The 16,897-nt window shown below is 69.6% G+C and carries 14 protein-coding genes; 8 read left to right on the top strand and 6 right to left on the bottom strand.

All coding sequences use genetic code 11. From position 1 onward, the window contains the following. Nucleotides 1–118: 118 nt before the first annotated feature. Nucleotides 119–859 carry a signal peptidase I gene (lepB, locus tag JOF48_RS01930; RefSeq protein WP_245346365.1) on the top strand — a complete coding sequence of 247 codons (741 nt, stop codon included), beginning with the start codon at nucleotides 119–121 and terminating at the stop codon, nucleotides 857–859. A gap of 13 nt (nucleotides 860–872) precedes the next feature. On the opposite strand, the gene JOF48_RS01925 is transcribed toward lepB, so the two are convergent. Next, nucleotides 873–2,027 (bottom strand): hypothetical protein, encoded by a 1,155-nt coding sequence (locus JOF48_RS01925; protein WP_209676804.1) that lies wholly within the window; start codon nucleotides 2,025–2,027, stop codon nucleotides 873–875. Nucleotides 2,028–2,057: 30 nt separating this feature from the next. Next, nucleotides 2,058–3,749 (bottom strand): dolichyl-phosphate-mannose--protein mannosyltransferase, encoded by a 1,692-nt coding sequence (locus JOF48_RS01920; RefSeq protein WP_209676803.1) that lies wholly within the window; start codon nucleotides 3,747–3,749, stop codon nucleotides 2,058–2,060. A gap of 85 nt (nucleotides 3,750–3,834) precedes the next feature. Between JOF48_RS01920 and rsmI the strand changes: the two genes are divergently transcribed. Further along, nucleotides 3,835–4,731: a 16S rRNA (cytidine(1402)-2'-O)-methyltransferase gene (rsmI, locus tag JOF48_RS01915; RefSeq protein ID WP_245346673.1), complete on the top strand. Its 897-nt coding sequence runs from the start codon at nucleotides 3,835–3,837 to the stop codon at nucleotides 4,729–4,731. Between the two features lie 60 nt (nucleotides 4,732–4,791). Here the strand turns inward: rsmI and JOF48_RS01910 are convergent, their stop codons facing one another. Beyond that, entirely contained in the window at nucleotides 4,792–5,364 is a 573-nt protein-coding gene (locus tag JOF48_RS01910; RefSeq protein ID WP_209676796.1) for a GrpB family protein, read from the bottom strand. Between the two features lie 211 nt (nucleotides 5,365–5,575). Here JOF48_RS01910 and JOF48_RS01905 point away from each other — a divergent pair, with 211 nt between their 5' ends. Continuing rightward, nucleotides 5,576–7,075, top strand: coding sequence for an NAD-dependent succinate-semialdehyde dehydrogenase (locus JOF48_RS01905; RefSeq protein ID WP_209676794.1), 1,500 nt, complete (start codon nucleotides 5,576–5,578; stop codon nucleotides 7,073–7,075). A gap of 244 nt (nucleotides 7,076–7,319) precedes the next feature. Here the strand turns inward: JOF48_RS01905 and JOF48_RS01900 are convergent, their stop codons facing one another. Genes JOF48_RS01900 through JOF48_RS01890 form a run of 3 tightly spaced genes read right to left on the bottom strand, consistent with a single transcriptional unit; the run spans nucleotide 7,320 to nucleotide 12,239 of the window. Continuing rightward, nucleotides 7,320–9,686: a transglutaminase TgpA family protein gene (locus JOF48_RS01900; RefSeq protein WP_209676792.1), complete on the bottom strand. Its 2,367-nt coding sequence runs from the start codon at nucleotides 9,684–9,686 to the stop codon at nucleotides 7,320–7,322. Further along, the gene (locus JOF48_RS01895; protein WP_209676790.1) at nucleotides 9,683–10,999 is read right to left on the bottom strand and encodes a DUF58 domain-containing protein; all 1,317 of its coding nucleotides are present in this window, start codon (nucleotides 10,997–10,999) and stop codon (nucleotides 9,683–9,685) included. Before JOF48_RS01895 ends, JOF48_RS01900 begins: the two co-directional genes overlap by 4 nt. A gap of 1 nt (nucleotide 11,000) precedes the next feature. Next, the gene (locus tag JOF48_RS01890; RefSeq protein ID WP_209676788.1) at nucleotides 11,001–12,239 is read right to left on the bottom strand and encodes an AAA family ATPase; all 1,239 of its coding nucleotides are present in this window, start codon (nucleotides 12,237–12,239) and stop codon (nucleotides 11,001–11,003) included. 126 nt (nucleotides 12,240–12,365) lie between these two features. Here JOF48_RS01890 and JOF48_RS01885 point away from each other — a divergent pair, with 126 nt between their 5' ends. The 5 genes from JOF48_RS01885 (at nucleotide 12,366) to JOF48_RS01865 (ending at nucleotide 16,886) form a co-directional block, all read left to right on the top strand. Then, nucleotides 12,366–13,265 (top strand): TatD family hydrolase, encoded by a 900-nt coding sequence (locus JOF48_RS01885; protein ID WP_209676786.1) that lies wholly within the window; start codon nucleotides 12,366–12,368, stop codon nucleotides 13,263–13,265. Between the two features lie 328 nt (nucleotides 13,266–13,593). Further along, nucleotides 13,594–14,682 carry a resuscitation-promoting factor gene (locus JOF48_RS01880; RefSeq protein ID WP_209676784.1) on the top strand — a complete coding sequence of 363 codons (1,089 nt, stop codon included), beginning with the start codon at nucleotides 13,594–13,596 and terminating at the stop codon, nucleotides 14,680–14,682. Between the two features lie 17 nt (nucleotides 14,683–14,699). Continuing rightward, nucleotides 14,700–15,011 (top strand): hypothetical protein, encoded by a 312-nt coding sequence (locus tag JOF48_RS01875; protein ID WP_209676782.1) that lies wholly within the window; start codon nucleotides 14,700–14,702, stop codon nucleotides 15,009–15,011. Further along, nucleotides 15,008–15,886, top strand: a complete 879-nt coding sequence (rsmA, locus tag JOF48_RS01870; RefSeq protein WP_209676780.1) for a 16S rRNA (adenine(1518)-N(6)/adenine(1519)-N(6))-dimethyltransferase RsmA — start codon at nucleotides 15,008–15,010, stop codon at nucleotides 15,884–15,886. The genes JOF48_RS01875 and rsmA overlap by 4 nt, the downstream gene beginning before the upstream one ends. A gap of 25 nt (nucleotides 15,887–15,911) precedes the next feature. After that, entirely contained in the window at nucleotides 15,912–16,886 is a 975-nt protein-coding gene (locus JOF48_RS01865) for a 4-(cytidine 5'-diphospho)-2-C-methyl-D-erythritol kinase (RefSeq protein WP_342591123.1), read from the top strand. Nucleotides 16,887–16,897: the final 11 nt, after the last annotated feature.

The following is a 16,897-nucleotide window of genomic DNA, read 5'->3' as shown; positions in this document are numbered from 1 at the left end:
AATCATTGAGTTGTGAATTCGTCATGGAAAGTAATTGTGACGTGGATCAAATGAATGGCAATTCCGCCGCGGCCTGCATGCCCGCGGCCGGCCCCTCTGCACAAAGGAACGCCCACCCATGGCTGGACAATCCCAGGCACGCCCCCGCACCGGAGCCGGGGGGCGGTGGCAGGCCTTCCGCCGCAGCACCGCAGGCACCCTGCTGATCAACCTCGTGGCGGCCGTGGTGGTCATTGCCCTGGTCCAGGCCTTCCTGGTCAAGATGTACGTTGTGCCCTCCGGGTCCATGCAGGACACGCTGGCGGTGGGGGACAGGATCCTGGTCAACCGCACCGCCTACGCCGGCGGCGTCCCGCCGCGCGGCGACGTGGTGGTCTTCTCGGCCAATGAGGCGTGGAATGAGGGCGGGCAGGCCAAGGGCGGCCCGGTCAAGGAGCTGGCCCGCTACTTTGGCGACGCCACAGGAATCGGCCCCTCCCACGAGAAGTTCCTGGTGAAGCGCGTCATCGGCGTCCCCGGGGACCTGGTGGAGTGCTGCACGGCCGGGGGCGCCCTGGCCGTCAACGGCGAGGCCCTGGACGAGCCCTACATCAAGAACAACCCGCCCTTCAGCGCAGGCGCGGCCGACTGTGCGGCCACCCCGCGCAGCAGCCGCTGCTTTGGCCCGGTCACGGTCCCCGACGGCCAGCTGCTGGTGCTGGGCGACAACCGGGGCAACTCCAACGACTCCGTCTACGCGTGCCGTGGCGGCACGGGGGAGGCCGACGCTGCCTGCCTGAAGTTCGTGCCGCTGGAGAACGTCATTGGGCACACCTTTGCCACGGTGCTTCCGCTCAACCGGATCGGCACCGTAAGGTAAGGCCCCCGCGGACTCAGGCCGCTTCCAGCACCCCGCGCCCCAGGAGCTCCGCCAGCGCGTCCTCGAGGAGCTCGCCGGCCGAGGGATGGGGCCCGACCGCGGCAACCACCCCGGCCAGCAGTTTCTCCCGGCCGGTCCAGCCGCCCGCCAGCTCCCAGACGATCCCGCCCAGCGGCCCCAGCTCCAGGACCTGGGAATCCGCCAGCACATATACAGTGCCTTCGACCTCCACGGCGTCCTGCACCGTGGCGCGCCGGATGCTCCCGGCTGCGGGCCTGCCGCCCGACGGAGCCGCGGCGTCACCGCCGCCGCCCCCGTCCGCGGCAGGACCGGTGGCGAGCGGTGCCCACCCGGACGGGGACCCGGCGTCGGGCGCGGCAAGCTGCGGCAGGAGGGCCGCGATGTCCCGGGCCTCCGAGTAGCGGATCCGCTTGACGCCGCCACAGGCATCGATCATGGTGCACAGCTGCACCAGGCCGCGGTCCAGCCGGGCCAGGGCCGACAGCTGCGGGGTCAGTTCCAGCAGGGCCGCACCCAGCGGAACGGGCTCCACGGAGGCGGCTGCGGTGCCGGGCCCGGAATCGGAGCGGCTCAGCAGGGCGATGCTGCGCAGCACCGGGGCGGCCGGGGTGGGGCCGAGGCCGTGCTGTTCCGGCCCCTCCTGCTGCTTGGGCATGCCCGGCTCCGCCTGCTTGACGGACAGCGGCTTCGGGTAGGGGGTGATGCGCAGCTGCGCGTCGACGGCGATGGTCTCGTCGCTGACGTAGCCCAGTGCAGGCCCCAGCGTGCGCGCCACGGTGGTCTTGCCCGTGCCCGACGGCGCAATGAACGCCGTCACGGAGCCGTCCGGGGCCGCCAGCCCACAGGCGTGGAACATCATGAGCCGGCCGGCCAGTTCGTCGATCGCGGCGAGCGTGATGTGGGAGGTCAGCGCCTCGCTGGCCCGGTCGAAGCTGCCGGGGATGCGCTGGACGCGCGCGACGGCGGGTCCCGGCTGTGCGGGCAGGCAGCGGCTCCATGCGGTGCGGAACTGCCCGGCCTCGGCGGCGCTCAGGCCGTCCACCGCAATGGGCACGCCCAGGGCGGTCACCGTGACGGGCACGCCGGCGGCCCCGGCGGCAGGGGCGGGTTCGGGCAGTGCGGCGGGCGCGGGGGCAGTCTCAGGCATGAACAGTCCTCATCGGTGTAAAAAGTTGGGCTAGATCCAGCTCGGCAGCCACATGTGGAGGCGCCAATAGTCGTAGGAGATCATTTCGGCGGCCCAGACCGGGTAGAAGTAGGCGCTCAGTGCCACGGCAAGGGTGAGGAAGAGGCCAATGATCACGGCACCCTGCTGGCGCCGCCACGGCGGGTCGCCAACCTTGCCCATGACCATGCCCAGCACCATGACAATGGCCAGGATCATGAAGGGCTCGTAGGCGATGGCGTAGAAGAAGAAGATGGTGCGCTCGGGGTAGAACAGCCAGGGCACGAAACCGGCGGCCCAGCCGGCCAGGATGGCGCCGGCCCGCCAGTCGCGCTTGGCGATCCACACGCCGACCAGGAACAGCACGGCCAGGGAGCCGCCCCACCAGATGAGCGGGTTGCCCACGCTGGTGATGGCGGAGATGCACTTGTCTGCGGTGCATCCGGCGTCGCCGTTTTCAAAGTTCTTCACGTAGAAGGAGGTGGGCCGGCCCATGACAAACCAGGACCAGGCGTTGGCCTTGTACGGGTGGTCGGAGCCCAGCCCGGTGTGGAAGCTGTAGGCCGTGGAGTGGTAGTGCCAGAGGGAGCGCAGGGAATCCGGGATCCAGCCCCAGGCAGTGGAGGGGTTCGATTCGGCCCAGTGCCTGTCGTAGGAGTCCTTGGCGGCGAACCAGCCGGTCCAGGTGGCCAGGTAGGTGGCCGCGGCCACCGGCACCATGCTGGCAAATGCCAGCAGGCCGTCCTTCCAGACGGCGCCGGCCATCCAATAGCGGATGCCGGCGGTGCGCCGGGCGTTCATGTCCCACAGCACGCTCAGCACGCCGAAGGCGGCGAGGAAGAACAGGCCCGACCACTTGGTGCCGATGCACAGTCCCAGGGCCACGCCCGCGGCCAGCCGCCACCACCGGATGCCCAGCCACGGCCCGTACAGCAGGTCCTTGGCGCGGACCCGGCCATCCGCCCCGGCGAGCGATGACAGCCTCGCCGCCAGCCGCCGTCGGCCGTCATCACGGTCCATGAGCAGCGCACCAAAGGCCAGCAGCGCAAAGAACATGACAAAGTTGTCCAGCAGCGAGGTCCGCGACTGCACAATGGCGTGCCCGTCCACGGCGAAAAGCAGGCCGGCCGCGGCGCCTAGGATCGTGGAGCGGAACAACTTTTGCGCGACCAGGGCCAGCACGAAGATTGCGATGGTGCCCAGCAGGGCCGAGGAGAAGCGCCAGCCGAACGTGCTGTCGGGGCCGAAGAGGCACATGCCGAACGCGATCAGCCACTTGCCCATGGGCGGGTGGACCACGTATTCGGGCGTGTTTTCAAGGCTCGTGAAGACGCCCTGGTTGAAGAGGTCGTTGGCCTTGTCGGCCCAGTTGCGCTCGTAGCCGCTCTGCAGGTAGCTGTAGGCGTCCTTGACGTAGTAGGTTTCGTCGAATATCAGCGACGGCGGCTGGCCGAGGCGCACGAACCGCAACAGCCCGCCAATGAGCGCGGTCAGGGACGGCGCCAGCCAGAACCACAGGCGCAGGCTCGCCGGTGCGGGGCCCCCGATCAGCCGCGCTTCCAGGGCGCTGCGCGTAAACACCCTCGCAGGTTCCGCCACCCACCGCGTGCGGCGTGGTTTCAGGCTGAAGCCGGCGGGGGGCTCGGGGGAGGGGCCGGGCTCTGCCGGGACGGTATCCGTTGCGGTGGGTTGCACGGAGTCCATGCTACCCAAGTGGGGCGCCCGGGCCGCGGCCCACTACGCTGGTGTCATGGAAGATGACTTTGGCGCCGCACCGGACACTGCTTTGATGGACGACGGCGAGGGCCGCGAACCGCTGGATGCAAGCCTTGCGCCGGCTGCCCGGCCGGGTGAGGGGCTGATTGTGCTGGCCGCAACGCCCATCGGCAACAGGGGCGACGCCACCACGCGGCTCATCGCCTGGCTGGAGGCTGCGGACATCGTGGCCGCCGAGGACACCCGCCGGCTGCACCGGCTCGTGACGGGCCTGGGCATCAAGGTGGGCGGGCAGGTCATCAGCTACCACGAACACAACGAGGCTGTGAAGACCGCCGAGCTGCTGGCACAGGTCCAGGCCGGCAAGACGCTGGTCATGGTCACCGACGCCGGCATGCCGTCCGTCTCCGACCCCGGCTTCCGGCTGGTGACCGCCGCCGTCGAGGCCGGCGTGGTGGTGACGGCGGCCCCCGGCCCGTCCGCCGTGCTGACCGCACTGGCACTGTCCGGTCTGCCCACCGACCGCTTCTGCTTTGAGGGGTTCCTGCCGCGCAAGTCGGGGGAGCGGGCGGCGCGGCTGCACGAGCTGGCGCTGGAGAAGCGCACCATGGTGTTTTTTGAGGCGCCGCACCGGCTCGAAGCCATGCTGCGCGCACTGCACCACGAATTTGGCCCCACCCGGCCGGCCGCCGTCTGCCGCGAGCTGACCAAGACGTATGAAGAGGTCATTCGCAAGCCGTTGTCCGGCCTGCTGGAATGGGCCGAGGCCGCGCAGATCCGCGGCGAGATCGCCATCGTGGTGGGCGGCGCCCCGGAGGCCGACCCCGGCACCCCCGAGGACCATGTGGCCGCCGTCAACGAGCTGATGTCCCAGGGCATGCGCATGAAGGAGGCCGTGGCCGTCATTGCCCACGACGTCCACGTCAGCAAGCGCGAACTCTACAGCGCCGTCCTCGCCGCCCGGGGGTAGGGCCAGTCATGCCCGCCGCCCGGGGGTAGGGCCCGGAGTGCAGCCTGGTCCGGGCCCGGCTCAGTCCCGGTCAACCTGCTGCCCGGCACGCCAGGCGCGGGCCCGGGAGAGGACCGCGGCGATGACGTCCGACTTGGCGTCCGCGTAGTAGTTCATGTCGGTCCACTGGCGGCGCGCCAGCTCCCTCTTGGTCCGGGCGTAGAGTGCCCGGTCCCCGGCATCGAGACGCAGCCAGTCGCGCAGGTCAAGGTAGTTGGGCACGGCCGCGTCGCCGGCGGAAAACACATGGATGTGCACGTCCCGCGCCGGCGTCCGGAACATGCGGTGCCCCGGCTCCCTGACGCGCAGCACAAATCCGGCCGACTCCAGCTGCTTCAGGTATGCGGCCTCCTCCCCAACATCGGCGACGGTCACCAGCACGTCGATGATGGCCTTGGCGGCCAGCCCGGGCACCGACGTCGAGCCGATGTGGTCCACCGAGACGGCGGCCGGCCCCAACGCCGCCGAGACGGCCTGCGCCAGCGCACCATAGATGCCGGGCCAGGCCGGGTCGTAATCCACTATCACGATGGGGCGCTGCTCCCGGCCGCCGATCAGCACGGCGTCGAGGTGCCTGTCTGTTTCGCTGTCCATGCCCCCATCCTGCCACCGGCACGGCGGCACCGGCACCCGTAGCCACCCGGCACAACGCCATTGGACAAATGCACAGTGAAACAGCCCACAGCAGTGCGCCCATGTGTAGACACCCCGGAAGCACGGGAACTACCGTGAACTAGACGCACAATGCACCGCCCACGCTGCCGCCGCCCACGCCCGGGCAGGGGCGCAAGACAAAGGAGTCATCATGACAGCGAGCCCAGCCGCCGCACTCCCCACCGAACTGACCGAGCGCGAAACCGCCCTGCTGGCCAGTGTGCCCACGGGCCTGCTCATCAACGGCGCATGGCGCCCCGCCGCCTCAGGCAAGACGTTCGCCGTCGAGGATCCCGCCACGGGAGCCGTCCTTGTCACCATTGCCGATGCCGGAGCCAAGGACGGTGCCGACGCCCTCGACGCCGCCGTTGCCGCCCAGGAATCATGGGGGGCAACCGCGCCCCGCTTCCGCGCCGAGATCCTTCGCCGCGCCTTTGACATGGTCATGGCCCGCGCCGACGACTTTGCCCTCCTCATGACCCTGGAAATGGGCAAGCCCCTCGCGGAGGCCATGGGCGAGGTCAAGTACGGCGCCGAATTCCTGCGCTGGTTCTCTGAGGAAGCCTCACGCTCCTTCGGCCGCTACTCCTCCAACCCCGAGGGCACCCAGCAGATCCTGGTGCAGAAGAAGCCGGTTGGCCCGTGCCTGCTGATCACCCCCTGGAACTTCCCGCTCGCCATGGCCACCCGCAAGATCGCGCCCGCCATCGCCGCCGGCTGCACCATGGTGCTCAAGCCCGCCAACCTGACCCCGCTCACCAGCCAGCTCTTCGCCCAGGTCCTCATCGAGGCCGGCCTGCCCGCAGGCGTGCTGAACGTCGTCGCCACCACCGACGCCGGCGGCGTCACCGGCCCGCTGATCCAGGACTCGCGCCTGCGCAAGCTCTCCTTCACCGGATCCACCCCGGTGGGCAAGCGCCTGCTGGCCGACGCCTCCACCAATGTCCTGCGCACCTCCATGGAGCTCGGCGGCAACGCCCCGTTCCTGGTCTTTGAGGATGCCGACCTGGACGCCGCCGTCGAGGGCGCCATGGCCGCCAAGCTGCGCAACATGGGCGAGGCCTGCACGGCCGCCAACCGCTTCCTGGTGCACGAATCCGTCGCCGCAGAGTTCGCCCAAAAGTTCGCCGCGAAGATGGCCCCCATGACCTTGGGCCGCGGCACCGACCCTGACACCAAGGTGGGCCCGCTGATCGACGCCAAGAGCCGCGACAAGGTCCACTCACTCGTCTCCGACGCCGTGGCCGACGGCGCCACCGCCATCACCGGCGGCGCACCCGCCGAGGGTGCCGGCTACTTCTACCAGCCCACCGTCCTGCAGGGCGTTGAGCCCGGTGCCCGCATCCTGAGCGAGGAAATCTTCGGCCCGGTCGCCCCGATCGTCACGTTCAAGAACGAGGACGAGGCCGTCGCCCTGGCCAACGACACCGAGTACGGCCTGGTCGCCTACGTCTTCACCAAGGACCACAACCGCGGCATCCGCATGGCCAACCGCATCGAAACCGGCATGATGGGCCTGAACGCCGGCGTCATCTCCAACGCCGCGGCACCCTTCGGCGGGGTCAAGCAGTCCGGCCTGGGCCGCGAGGGCAGCGTCGAGGGCATTGAGGAATACCAGTACACCCAGTACATCGGCATGCCCGCCCCGTAACGGCACCCACCCGCCGCAACAAGCCCGGCCCCACACTTCAGGTGCGGGGCCGGACCTGTCTTTGGGTCCCGCCGTGCTGGTCCTGCATCTCAGGCTCCTGGGGCCTTTCTCCGGGAGCGGTGGCGCAGGTTTCGTGGTCCGGCGTTCACGGCGGGGAGGTGCGTCGGGTTGGACCCCGGGTCGGCGGCCCGGACCCACGGCAGAACCACAAGGGGGGTGGAACTTGGCCTGCGTTCCAGCGGCCTCAGCGGCGCAGGAACGTGAACAGCGACGCCGGAACGTACCGCGCGCAGAACCGGCGCCAGGGCGTGGCGGAGGAGCGGAAACGGGCCACCATTTGCTCCACGGCCTCGGCCAGGTCCTCGCGGCCGCCCGGATCCAGCAGCTCCCCGCCGTACAGAGTCCGCTCGGTGGCCTGCAGGATCACGTCCAGCCCCGGAGGCCGGGTGCTGCCCAGGTGGGCGGCCACCGCGTCGGCCTGCATGGAAGGCGTCAGGGCCGGGCTGTACGGCACGCCGTAGTCGATGGCCGTGTCCGTCAACTCCTGCCAGGCGGGGGTGGTGGAGGGCTGCCGCCGGCCCAGGGGGCGCCACACGCCACGGATGGCCGCCAGCCGCATCCGCCGGGCCATCCACCGCACAAGGGCCGGAATCAACAGCACGCACAGGGCCAGCAGCACCAGACCGGCCCGCTGCAGCCCAAGCACGATGTCGATGCCCAGTTCCTCCCCGGCTGCGGCGGCGGCCGCCGTGGTGGCAGCGGCGCTCGTGGCCGAATCCGTGGGTGCTGCGGAGTTTCCCGTGGGGTTCGGCTCCGGGATCGGGGCGGAGGCTCCGGCATCCAGTGCATAGTCGGGGACGGCGCCGCGGGACGGCGTGGGCTCGAACGGCACCCAGCCAAGCCCCTCAAAGTACAGTTCAGGCCAGGCGTGCGCGTCGCGGCCGGTGACCTCGTAGCCGCGCCACAGTTCGCCGTCGGCCCCCTGGACATCCTCCCCGGCTTCCCGCACGCCCTGCGTGTACCCCACGGCAATGCGCGACGGGATCCCCACCTCCCGCGCCATGACGGCCATGGCGGCGGAGAAGTGCACGCAGTAGCCGCTCTTCTGCTTCAGGAAGTCGGCCAGCACGGCCATCCCGGAGCCGTCGTAGCCTTCCACCACGGGCGTGCTGAGGCTGTAACTGAACTCGTCCGAGCGCAGGTAGTCCTGGATGGCCATGGCCTTTTCGTACGGTGTGGCGGCGCCGGCCGTGACTGTGCCGGCAGTCTTGCCCACCACCGCCGGCACATCCTTGGGCAGTTCAGAGAACACGGGGTCCAGCCCGCTGCGCGGCGGTGCGGTGGCCGCGTTCAGCGCCTCCTGCGTCAGCACAGGCATCGCGCTCGTGACGAGGTAGCTCTTCCCTGCCGAGGTGGCGTTGGTGCTCTTGATGGTCTGCGTTACCGGATTCCACCACCACTGCCCCGGCAGCTGGTCCACCGACGTCGCGGACAGCGGCGCCGCCAGCCATGGGTCGCCCACGCCGGGCACCGTGACCTTGGTCTGCACCGTCTCCAGCGGCACGCCCGGCGCCGGCCCCGCGGCGGGCGACAGCGAGGTCAGGTCCTGCGAGAGCCCCTTCGGCAGCTCCGACGGCTCCCACACCTTCCCCGTGAAGTCTTCCAGCGTGGTCATGCGCATGTACGGGGTCTCCCGGGCAGTGCTCTGGTACCGCATGGTCACCCGGCTCGACTGCGACCGCAGGTCATCGCCCAGCGACAACATCGGGTCCAGCGTCCCGCCCTCGCCCGTGCCGGACAGCTGCGAGCCTTGCGGGTAGAGGCCCTCCGTGAAGCCGGGCACGGCCTGGGTGGCCAGCGCCATGAGAAGCACGACGGCGGCCCCCAGCGCCGCGCCCTTGGCCAGTATGCCGCTGGCCACTTTGGGCGTGTCCGTGCGCAGCTTGCCGTTGGGCGCGTACCAGCGGGCGCACCCGAGGATAAGCAGGTAGCCGGCGGCAGTGCCCACAAACGCGGCCGTGCCAACCCCCGTGCTGGTGGTCAGTGCGGCGGGCAGCAGGATCAGGACCAGCCCCAGCGCACTGGCCGCGGGCATGGAGACGGTGATGGCCAGGGTGTCGATCAGCAGGGCGGCAAAGCCCAGCCCGGCACTGAACATGAAGTGCATGGACACATCGGCGGGCACCGGCGCCACATTGGACATGACCACGCTGGAGGCCTTGGCGGCCAGGTCCATGGCCGCCGACACCGTGCCCGGGGTGGGGATCACGCCCAGGATGGCGGTGCCGGGGAAGAACACCAGGGTCAGCGACATGAACCAGCCGGCCAGGGCGCCCACCGGGGCGAACGGCGAAAGTGCCGGCCAGCGCCGCAGCAGCGCCGGTACCAGCAGCGTGCCGCCCACCACCACGGCGGCCTGCGGCAGCCAGGTCATGTTGCGCACCACCCCGCCCAGCCCGAACGAGGCGGCCATGACCGCGGCAAAGATGGCCATGGCCATGACCCACCGGGCGGGGCCCGTTGCCGGGGTGCCCAAAAGCCTGCGGACCGGTTTGTGCGGGGCCGGGGCGCCGCCGTCGTGCGCGGGAGGGGCGTGCAGTGTGCCGGTCATGGGGTGCTCCCGTCGAGGGCGTGCCAGGCCGCCAGGAGCGGGGTGCGCGGCGTCAGTGCGACGGCATGCCAGCCGGCGCGGTGCAGGATGCGCACGGCGGGTTCGGCCTGGGCCGGGTCCTCGCACAGCAGGAGCGCGTAGGAGCTGTGGATGGTTTCGGAGTTGCCGGCGAGCAGCTGGGCCTCTGGTTCGCTGAGCAACCCGGTCACGGCCACGAGCGGGCCCAGGCTGGTGCCGCCGTGCAGTTTTTGGGCCAGTGCGGCGGGCAGGGCGGTCTCGCCGGGGCCGGAGAGTTCCAGGGCGGCGAGCCCGGCGGCGACGTCGAAGATGCCGTGGTGGCCGGAGAATTCCTCGCGGGAGGGGTCCGGGGCGGAGGCGGAGGTGAGAAAGGCCGGCTCGCCGCGGTGGTCCACGACGCCGAGCGTGTATCCCTGTTCCATCAGGTGGGTGGCGATGGAGACGGCGGCGACGATGGCGGCTTCAAAGGCTGCCGTGGTGGCCAGGTCCGGCAGGGCCGCGTTGGTGCGTCCCGCCGCCTGGAACCGTTCGGTGGACCGGCCTGGTTCACCGTAGGCCAGGTGGCGGCGGTCAAGGAGCAGCTGCGCCTCGGGGGTGGTGACGGATTCCTCGGCGCGCACCATGAGCTTGCCCTGGCGGGCGGTAACGGGCCAGTGGACGCGGCGCATGGGGTCGCCGTGCCGGTAGTCGCGTGTCATGACGTCGTCCTGGCGGGCGTGGGCCAGCTCGCGCGTGCTGTGGGTGCCGTCCGGGCCGCGGCCCTCGGTCAGGGAGATGGCGGGCAGGGGAACGGCGGCAGGGGCAATGGTGAGCCGGTCGCCGTCGTCAATGCGGCGGTGGAGGAAGGCGACGTCGAAGGGATCGGTGAAGTTTCCCCGCAGCGGTCCGATCGTGAAGACGCCGCGGTGGGACGGGTGGAGGGTGTAGTGGTAGTCGCTGCGCAGGCTCCGCGGCGCCACCGGGTTGGGATGGGTGAAGGCCGGCATGTCCCGGAAGCTGAACGGCAGCGTCTCCACGAGCCGGCTCTGCGTGCCGCCGGGGTTGCGGCCGTGGACCTCGAGGGTGACCTCGAGCGGTTGGCCCACCTGGCCCAGCATCGGGGAGACCGTGCGCTTGAGCGTGAAGCCGGTCTTGAACAGGTGCAGGGCCCCGTAGGCTGCGGCGAGCAGGGCGAAGCAGAACATGGCGACGGTGAGGAGGTCGCGCCGGCCCAGCAGCCAGGCGAGGAGGAAGGCCGCGAGCCCGCAGCCCAGCAGCAGCCAGCCCCGGGGCCGGAAGGGTCGTGGGGTGGCCATGCTAGACGCTCCGGGCTTCCTTCCCGGGCTGCCCGTCCCGCCCCAGGCGGCGGGATCCGTTGCTGCCTGGGGTGCCGGCGGGGACGCCGTTGCTGCTGCTGGCGCCCATTCCCGCAGCGCCTGCTCCGGCGTTGCTGCCTGTGCCGCCGGCGCCGCGGCCTCCGAGGCCGAAGGCTCCCGCGCGGCGGTCGGGCTGGCCGGGGACGGCCACCTCGGCCAGGATGTCCTCCACCACGGAGGCAGGTGTCGCCCCGCGGCTGGCCGCGCTGCGCTCCACCAGCAGCCGGTGGGCGAGGACCGGCTCGGCGAGGGTGCGGATGTCGTCCGGCAGCACAAAGCCGCGACCCGCCAGGGCGGCAGCGGCCTTGGCGGCGCGCATGAGCTGCAGGAGGGCGCGGGGGCTGGCACCCAGGCGCAGCTCGGGGCTGGTCCGGGTGGCCTGCCCCAGCGCCACAATGTAGGAACGCACGGCCGGGGCCACGTGAATGCCGGAGACCGTGGCGACCATCGCCTTGACCTGGTCGACAGAGGCAACGGGGGAAACGGCGTCGAGCGGGCTGGCGGACTGGTGCGACTCCAGCATGGCCAGCTCCGCCTCCGGGTCCGGGTAGCCCATGGAAATCCGGGCCATGAAGCGGTCGCGCTGGGCCTCGGGGAGAGGGTAGGTGCCGGCCATCTCGATGGGGTTCTGGGTGGCCACCACCATGAACGGCTCGTGCAGCGTGTAGGTGGTGCCGTCCACGCTGACCTGGTGCTCGGCCATGGACTCCAGCAGCGCCGACTGGGTCTTGGCAGAGGCGCGGTTGATCTCGTCGCCGATGACGATGTTGGCGAAAATGGCGCCCGGGCGGAACTCGAAGGACTGCGAGGACTGGTTGAAGATGGACACGCCCGTGATGTCGCTGGGCAGCAGGTCCGGGGTGAACTGGATCCTGTTGACCGAGCAGTCCAGGGTGCGGGCGAGGGTCTTGGCCAGCAGCGTCTTGCCCACGCCCGGCACGTCTTCCAGCAGCAGGTGCCCACCGGCCAGCAGCACGGTCAGCGCCAGCCGGACCGACTCCTCCTTGCCGTCAATGACGGTGTTCATGACGGCCATGATCCGCTGGGTCAGGGCGGTAAATGCCTCCGGCGCCATGGACCCCTCCGGGGCGGCAGGTGCCTCCGGAGCCGAACGGGGCCGGTGGCTCGGAGCCTGCGGTTGTGCAGCGCTGCCGGCCAACAATGTCTCTCGGGGGTGCATGCCCCACCTTTCACCACTCACCGCCGGCCCGGACAGGCGCGGACTCCTGTGATCCACGCTACTATCCCTGCGTCCTTTTTGTGCCATCGGGGCGGGGAAAATGCGGAAACGGTAAGGTAAAAAACCATGAGCACTCCCGAGGTCCCGTTCCCGTACCGTCCCGATTCGCTGGCGTTGAAGCACGACGGCGGCGGCCGCCCGGTTGCCTTCGCCCCCGCACCGGAGCCGCTGCCGGTGCCGGTGTACGACAACCACACGCACTTTGACTTTGGCGATTCCCCGGTGGACCTGGCGGCGGCGCTGGATGCGGCGGAGGCCGTGGGCGTGGCCGGGGCCGTCCAGGTGGGGTGCGACCTGCCGTCCTCCCGCTTCACGGTGGCCGCCGTCGACGCCGACCCGCGCGTGCTGGGCGCCGTCGCCATCCACCCCAACGACGCCCCGGAACTGGCCGCCGCCGGTGCGCTCGAGGACGCCCTGGCCGAGATTGATTCCATGGCCGCCCACCCCCGGATCCGGGCCATTGGCGAGACCGGGCTGGATTACTTCCGGACGGGGGAGGAAGGGCGCGCCGCCCAGCACCATTCCTTCCGCAGCCACCTTGAGATGGCCAAGGCCCGGGACCTGGCGCTGCAGATCCACTGCCGCGACGCCCACGAAGACGTGCTGGCGGTTCTCGCAGAGGTGGGGGCGCCGTCGAGGCTCGTGTTCCACTGCTTCTCCGGGGACGCCGAATTGGCACAAATCTGTAACGAAAACGGCTGGTACATGTCCTTTGCGGGCACCACGACGTTCAAAAATGCGCAGAATCTCCGCGACGCGCTCGCCGTCGCGGACCCGGCCCTGGTGCTCGCCGAGACCGACGCCCCGTTCCTCACGCCACATCCCTTCCGGGGACGCGTGAATGCCAGCTATATGCTGCCGTATACGGTGCAATACATGGCACAAATGAAGGAAATTGAACTGTCGGAAATGTGCCTGCAATTGTCGAAAAACACGCGCGCCGTTTACGGTTCCTGGCACGATTAAATGTGTTGGGCTCGTCACTTTGGACAAATAATGCCTTGTCCCCAAGGTTACGGTTAGGTTACGCTGGGTGACTATTAGCCGTGGTCGGGGAAGGCCAACGGACTTAATGCTGCTGGATGCACCGTTCACTTTTGCACCGGCACAACCGTTCGCAAGAACAATGTGGGTTGATTTCGACGCAGTATTCCTGTGGCCGAAATCGGCTGCGCGGCGTTCCCTGCTTCTCCGTGCCCGGGTGCTCTAGTAGTTACGGGAACCCGTGTTTTCATTCCTCTCAATTAATGGCAAATTCAGCTATTTGAAGCTTGCCTGCCAGGTTGCAGTCCTCATGGCACTCGTTGCCGGCTTGATGGCCTTTGCCACCTCAAGCAAATCCCTGACCCTCGTGGTCGATGGCCAAAGCAGCACCGTCACCACGTACGGCGGGAATGTGGCCAGCATCCTCAAGCATGAGGAAGTCACCGTCAACGCGGCAGACCACGTCAGCCCGGCCCTGGACACCCCGGTGAAGGACGGCGAAACCATCACCGTCAACAAGTCCAAGAAAATCACAGTCAGCCTGGATGGCGCACAGCGCACGGTCACCACCACCTCCAGCAACCTCCGCGACCTGGTCAACCAGCTGGGTGTCGCCGCGAACGCCAAGCTTTCAGCTCCCGCCAGCTCCCTGCTGAGCAGCGCCAGCGAGATCACCATCATCACGCCCAAGAAGGTGACCGTGGTGGCCGACGGCAAGAAGAACCAGGAAACCACCACCGCCGAGACCGTCAAGGACCTCCTGGCCCAGGCCGGCGTGAAGCTGTCCGCTGCCGACCGCGTCTCCGTCCCCGTCACCACTGCGGTCAAGGACGACCTGGTTGTCACCGTGAACCGCGTCGTCAACGGCACCGCTACCGAAACCTCAGCTGTCCCGTTTGAGACCGAGCAGAGCGTCGATGCCAACCTTTTCAAGGATGAAAAGAAGGTCATCAGCGAAGGTGTGGCAGGCACCCTTGAAACCACCTTCAGCACCGTGGTGGTCGACGGCGTGGAAGAGAGCCGCACCGAAACCGGCACGGCCGTCGTCAAGGCCCCCGTTGCCGCCAAGGTTTCCGTCGGCGGCAAGGACCGCCCGGCACCCGAGCCGGCCCCGGCCGCTGCTGCAGCGAACACCGGCGCAGCTGCCCCGGCCATGGGCAATGAAGCCATGTGGGATGCCATCGCCCAGTGCGAGTCCACCGGCAACTGGTCCATCAACACCGGCAACGGCTACTACGGCGGCCTGCAGTTTGATGTGCAGACCTGGCTCGGTGCCGGCGGCGGCGACTACGCCCCCAACGCCAGCCTCGCCACGAAGGCACAGCAGATCGACATCGCGAACCGCGTCTACGCCCAGCGCGGCCTGAGCCCGTGGGGCTGCGCAGGCGCCGCCGGCTAGCAGCACCCGCCTCCGGCATGAACGCCCCTGCACCGTATGTTATGCATACGGAGCAGGGGCGTTCTGCGTTCCCGCCCTCCCACCAACGCCAGCGCAGCAATGGCGGCTTTTCCCCCAACGCCAGCGCAGCGATGACGGCCTTTCCCGCAACGCCTGCGCAGCGCCCGGGCGTCAACTCAATGCAGGGCCGCGAAAGTGCGGGGCATCTGGATATAGCCAACATCACGTGCCGCGGCGTCGGGAAAAGCCGGTGTTGCCTGCTGCCGCGCAGGGATCCGGCCGCGGTGTGGGCGATGGATTTCCGTTCAGCAGATACGATTGATCCGTGACTAGCCCCGAACAGAGCCCCGCGACCCAGCCCCTGCTGGGCGCCACCGAAATCCGCCGGCTTGCGGAGGAAATCGGTGTCCGCCCCACAAAGACGCTGGGGCAGAACTTTGTCATCGACGGCAACACCATCCGCCGCATTGTCACCGCCGCCAACATTGACCCCGAAGAAACGGTGCTGGAGGTTGGCCCCGGATTGGGCTCACTGACGCTGGGCCTGCTGGACGCAGCCAAGCACGTGGTGGCAGTGGAGATCGACCCCGTCCTGGCAGCCAAGCTCCCCGAGACGATAGCGGCCTTCCGCCCCGAAAAGGTGGGAAGCATCGACGTCGTGCTCTCGGATGCGATGCGCGTGACGGAACTGCCCGCACAGCCCACAGCGCTCGTGGCAAACCTGCCGTACAACGTGGCCGTCCCGGTGGTCCTGCACCTGCTGGAGCACTTCCCGTCCCTGCAGCACGGGCTCGTCATGGTCCAGGACGAGGTGGCGGACCGCATGGTGGCCGGCCCCGGATCCAAGACGTACGGCGTGCCGTCGGTCAAGGGGGCCTGGTATTCGCACATGCGCAAGGCAGGCGTGATCGGCATGAACGTCTTCTGGCCGGCGCCCAAGATCAACTCGGGCCTGGTGGGCTTCACCCGCCACGAACCGCCGGCGACGAGGGCCTCGCGGGAAGAGGTTTTCGCCGTCATCGACGGTGCGTTCGCCCAGCGCCGCAAGACCCTGCGCGCCGCCCTGGCCGGGTGGGCCGGCGGCGCCGCCCAGGCCGAGACGTACCTGCGACAGGCCGGCGTGGACCCGAGCGCCCGCGGCGAGGTCATCGACGTGGCCGCCTTTGCCAGGATCGCCGAAGCCAAGATTCCCATGACGGCCTGAGATGGACCACACCAAAAGGACAGCCGTGGACAATCCGGACAGCGATGCCCTCTGGGCGCCCTCGCCGCGCACCGTGAAGGTGCGCGCCCCCGGCAAGATCAACGCCTACTTCCAGGCCGGGCCGCTGCGCCCGGACGGCTACCACGCCGTGGCCAGTACCTACCTGGCGGTTTCCCGCTATGAGGAGGTCGCCGTCACCTCGCGGCCCGGCACACCGGCCACGGACATCACAGTCTCCATCAGCCCCGCCAGCACGCTCCCGCCGGAGGCCCTCGCCGGCATCCCGCTCGACGACGGCAACCTCGCCGTCAAGGCGGCACTGCTCGTGGCGGACCTGGCGGAGAAGCCGTGCGGCGTCCACATCGAGATCACCAAGCACGTCCCCATCGCCGGTGGCATGGGCGGCGGCTCGGCCGATGCCGCGGCAGCGCTCGTGGCCGCCGACTCGCTCTGGCACACCGGCCTGTCGCGGGAGGAGCTCTCCCACCTCGGCGCGGAACTCGGCGCGGACGTGCCGTTCGCACTTTTGGGGGGCGCCGCCGTCGGACTTGGCATTGGCGACGAACTCACCGCGGCGCTGGCGCCCGTCCCGCTGCACTGGGTCCTGGTGCCGGCCAACTTCGGCCTGTCCACGCCCCAGGTGTACGGCACGCTGGACCGGTTGCGTGCAGCGGCCGGATACGAGGCGCCGGAACCGGAACAGGTGGCGGCCGGGGTGCTGACGGCGCTGCGCGCGGCCGATCCGCAGTCGCTGGCGCCGTGGCTCCACAACGACCTGCAGCCGGCGGCCCTGGAACTGGCCCCGGAGCTGGCGGCAGTGCTGGCCGAAGGGGAGGGACTGGGGGCGCTGGCGTCGCTGGTCTCAGGATCCGGGCCCACACTGGCCTTCCTGGCCGCGGACGCCGGGCATGCGCGGGCGCTTGCCGCGGCACTGGAGGACGCCGGGCACCAGGCCTGGGCCGTGGAAGGCCCCGTTCACGGGGCAGCAATCATTCAATAATTCATTCGCAA

The sequence above is a fragment of the Arthrobacter stackebrandtii genome (assembly GCF_017876675.1).
GTDB lineage: Bacteria > Actinomycetota > Actinomycetes > Actinomycetales > Micrococcaceae > Specibacter > Specibacter stackebrandtii.
The sequence above is the reverse complement of the archived record's forward strand: the minus strand, read 5'-3'. Positions and strand labels throughout refer to the sequence as shown.